This is a genomic window from Rhodopseudomonas palustris, from assembly GCF_003591005.1.
In the GTDB taxonomy this organism is placed as follows: Bacteria; Pseudomonadota; Alphaproteobacteria; order Rhizobiales; family Xanthobacteraceae; genus Rhodopseudomonas; species Rhodopseudomonas palustris_K.
The window spans coordinates 1-2,500 of record NZ_QYYD01000061.1 but is presented as its reverse complement, the minus strand read 5'-3'; the positions used below and the strand labels follow the sequence as shown (position 1 = coordinate 2,500).

2 tRNA genes and 1 rRNA gene are annotated in these 2,500 nt (G+C 55.0%); all 3 read right to left on the bottom strand.

The annotated features are described in order from the left end of the window. Positions 1-338 precede the first annotated feature (338 nt). Positions 339-414 (bottom strand) — tRNA-Ala (locus tag D4Q52_RS25890). 33 nt (positions 415-447) lie between these two features. Then, positions 448-524: transfer RNA gene (locus D4Q52_RS25885), tRNA-Ile, on the bottom strand. 213 nt (positions 525-737) lie between these two features. Next, positions 738-2,226 (bottom strand): 16S ribosomal RNA (locus tag D4Q52_RS25880). Positions 2,227-2,500: the final 274 nt, after the last annotated feature.

Below are 2,500 nucleotides of genomic sequence, written 5' to 3'. Positions count from 1 at the left end.
CAAACGGACACTGATTAGAAAGACCAGTTATTGCTTCGTAAGATCGAACCGATGACGATGCGGTCAAGCGTCGTCAACATGAAGCGTTTTACAACCTGACCATCTTGCGATGGCTGCATCTTGCGATGCGCAGGCGCCGAAAACGCTCCGGAGATAAGCGAACGGCCTCCGCAGATTGCTCCGCAGATCCGAACTCGGATCGATCTCCTCTTTACGATGTCAATTAACCCGCCAAGCCGTGCAGCGCACAGGCCGGCGAATACAAGTTGCGGACGATGTCCATCGCGCTATCCGAATGACAGCAGCGAGGCACAAACACGGGTCTGATGATCACCATCTGGTGGAGCCAGACGGGATCGAACCGACGACCTCATGCTTGCAAAGCACGCGCTCTCCCAGCTGAGCTATGGCCCCGTACCAGAAGACGAAAGCAACGCTTTTGATGAGTGGTGGGCCTGGGAAGACTTGAACTTCCGACCTCACGCTTATCAAGCGCGCGCTCTAACCAACTGAGCTACAAGCCCTCAGCACGTGAGGCCGCAGCAATCCATCGGTGGACCAAGGCCCGACCCGATCAACTGCGCACCCCAGGCGCGTGTTCGTCCGCGAAGAAAGAGAAACGAAGACGGCGAAATCCCGCCAATGGGTCTCGTATGACTTAGAGACCCTGATGTTTCTAAAACAGGTCGATAGTTGATCACTCCGAAGAGCAAACAAGACTGAAGACCCATCCTTAGAAAGGAGGTGATCCAGCCGCAGGTTCCCCTACGGCTACCTTGTTACGACTTCACCCCAGTCGCTGACCCTACCGTGGCCGGCTGCCTCCATTGCTGGTTAGCGCACCGTCTTCAGGTAAAGCCAACTCCCATGGTGTGACGGGCGGTGTGTACAAGGCCCGGGAACGTATTCACCGTGGCATGCTGATCCACGATTACTAGCGATTCCAACTTCATGGGCTCGAGTTGCAGAGCCCAATCCGAACTGAGACGGCTTTTTGAGATTTGCGAGGGGTCGCCCCTTAGCATCCCATTGTCACCGCCATTGTAGCACGTGTGTAGCCCAGCCCGTAAGGGCCATGAGGACTTGACGTCATCCCCACCTTCCTCGCGGCTTATCACCGGCAGTCTCCTTAGAGTGCTCAACTAAATGGTAGCAACTAAGGACGGGGGTTGCGCTCGTTGCGGGACTTAACCCAACATCTCACGACACGAGCTGACGACAGCCATGCAGCACCTGTGCTCCAGGCTCCGAAGAGAAGGTCACATCTCTGCGACCGGTCCTGGACATGTCAAGGGCTGGTAAGGTTCTGCGCGTTGCGTCGAATTAAACCACATGCTCCACCGCTTGTGCGGGCCCCCGTCAATTCCTTTGAGTTTTAATCTTGCGACCGTACTCCCCAGGCGGAATGCTTAAAGCGTTAGCTGCGCCACTAGTGAGTAAACCCACTAACGGCTGGCATTCATCGTTTACGGCGTGGACTACCAGGGTATCTAATCCTGTTTGCTCCCCACGCTTTCGTGCCTCAGCGTCAGTTATGGGCCAGTGAGCCGCCTTCGCCACTGGTGTTCTTGCGAATATCTACGAATTTCACCTCTACACTCGCAGTTCCACTCACCTCTCCCATACTCAAGATCCTCAGTATCAAAGGCAGTTCTGGAGTTGAGCTCCAGGCTTTCACCTCTGACTTAAAGACCCGCCTACGCACCCTTTACGCCCAGTGATTCCGAGCAACGCTAGCCCCCTTCGTATTACCGCGGCTGCTGGCACGAAGTTAGCCGGGGCTTATTCTTGCGGTACCGTCATTATCTTCCCGCACAAAAGAGCTTTACAACCCTAGGGCCTTCATCACTCACGCGGCATGGCTGGATCAGGGTTTCCCCCATTGTCCAATATTCCCCACTGCTGCCTCCCGTAGGAGTTTGGGCCGTGTCTCAGTCCCAATGTGGCTGATCATCCTCTCAGACCAGCTACTGATCGTCGCCTTGGTGAGCCATTACCTCACCAACTAGCTAATCAGACGCGGGCCGATCTTTCGGCGATAAATCTTTCCCCGTAAGGGCTTATCCGGTATTAGCTGAAGTTTCCCTCAGTTGTTCCGAACCAAAAGGTACGTTCCCACGTGTTACTCACCCGTCTGCCACTGACGTATTGCTACGCCCGTTCGACTTGCATGTGTTAAGCCTGCCGCCAGCGTTCGCTCTGAGCCAGGATCAAACTCTCAAGTTGGACTTGAAACTTTGAACCAGCTGATCACAACGTTTGACGAGGTCCCACCATTGCATCGGTCCCAGATCCGAAGATCAAAGACCAACACTCGTCGCCGCGCTTCACAGCGCAAACGAACATGGTGTTTCCTTGAAACGTGTATCCGCCGAAGTCTTTCGTCCGGCCCCAATCGTCAAAGCCGAAGCTTCAACAACCAAGACCCGCAAGGACTCCGCCGTCCACGTTTCTCTTTCTTCATCTTCACTTGTCAAACAGCCCGGAGCCCGAAGACCCC